Source organism: Pseudomonas agronomica, assembly GCF_025917275.1.
Lineage (GTDB): Bacteria > Pseudomonadota > Gammaproteobacteria > Pseudomonadales > Pseudomonadaceae > Aquipseudomonas > Aquipseudomonas agronomica.
Genome location: NZ_JAOSHO010000834.1, coordinates 1 through 1,346, shown reverse-complemented (window position 1 = coordinate 1,346; position 1,346 = coordinate 1). Strand labels below are relative to the sequence as shown.

The following is a 1,346-nucleotide window of genomic DNA, read 5'->3' as shown; positions in this document are numbered from 1 at the left end:
AGGCGGCATTCTACAGAGGATTGGCGGGCTGTCAACCCCTTGCCCGGAAAAACCTGTTCCGCTTCAAGCGGTTAGCTTTCAGGAAGGGTGTGTGGCAGCGCTGTGACGCACGCCTGGCAAGGGTTCGCACTCTATTGGCGGATTCGGTGTGATTGAGGAAATAAATTTACGTAGGCATTTTCCAGGTTTGCTGAAGGATATTTCAAACTACTGGTGCTATATACAGGTCCGAATGCGATACTGGCGCTCCGATTGGTCCCATATGCCGCTTCTTTTATGACGCAACGCAAAATCATCCACGTCGACTGCGACTGCTTCTATGCCGCTATCGAAATGCGCGATGATCCGCGGCTGGCCGGCAAGCCCCTGGCGGTTGGCGGTTCGGCGGACCGGCGAGGTGTGATTGCCACGTGCAACTACGAAGCGCGGGCCTACGGCGTGCGTTCGGCGATGTCTTCCGGCCATGCCCTGAAACTCTGTCCTGACCTGACCATCGTCAAGCCGAGGATGGAGGCCTATCGGGAAGCGTCGAAGGAAATCCACACAATCTTCAGCGACTACACCGACCTGATCGAGCCGCTGTCCCTGGACGAGGCTTACCTGGACGTTTCCGCTAGCGCGCATTTTGGCGGCAGCGCCACGCGTATCGCCCAGGACATCCGTCGGCGTGTGTCCAACCAACTGCACATCACCGTCTCCGCAGGCGTCGCGCCGAACAAGTTTCTCGCCAAGATCGCCAGCGACTGGAAGAAACCCAACGGCTTGTTCGTCATAACCCCCGATCAGGTGGACGACTTCGTCTCGGCGCTACCAGTGAGCAAGCTCCACGGTGTTGGCAAGGTCACCGCCGATAAACTGAACAGGCTGGGTATCGTTGATTGCCTGCACTTGCGCCAGTGGGACAAGCTCGCGCTGGTGCGCGAATTCGGCAGTTTCGGTGAGCGACTCTGGAGTCTTGCTCGTGGGATCGACGAGCGCCTGGTGCAGAACGACAGCCGGCGACAGTCCATCAGCGTGGAAAATACCTTCGACGTCGACTTGCCCGATTTGAAAAGCTGTCTCGACAAGCTGCCGGAGTTGATGCAAACCCTCAGTGGGCGCATGGCACGGATCGACAGCAGTTACCGGCCGGGCAAGCCGTTCGTTAAAGTGAAATTCCATGACTTTACCCAGACCACCCTGGAGCAGGCCGGGGCAGGGCGGGACTTGGGCAGTTACCAGTTGCTGTTGACCCAGGCATTCAACCGGGGCGGCAAGCCGGTGAGATTATTGGGGATAGGGGTACGGTTGGAGGATTTGCGGGGCGGGTTTGAGCAGTTGGAGTTGTTCGAGCGTTGAGCGCTCGT

At 58.3% G+C, this 1,346-nt stretch carries 1 protein-coding gene; it reads left to right on the top strand.

Annotated elements, in window-relative coordinates; genetic code table 11:
- Positions 1–276 precede the first annotated feature (276 nt).
- Complete coding sequence (dinB, locus tag OC610_RS27520; protein WP_264432633.1) at positions 277–1,338, top strand: DNA polymerase IV; 1,062 nt, start codon at positions 277–279, stop codon at positions 1,336–1,338.
- The last annotated feature ends 8 nt before the right edge of the window (positions 1,339–1,346 follow it).

Bases quoted from the DNA above. Each gene is read 5' to 3' on its own strand.
- dinB (WP_264432633.1), top strand. From the start codon at position 277: ATGACGCAACGCAAAATCATCCACGTCGACTGCGACTGCTTCTATGCC.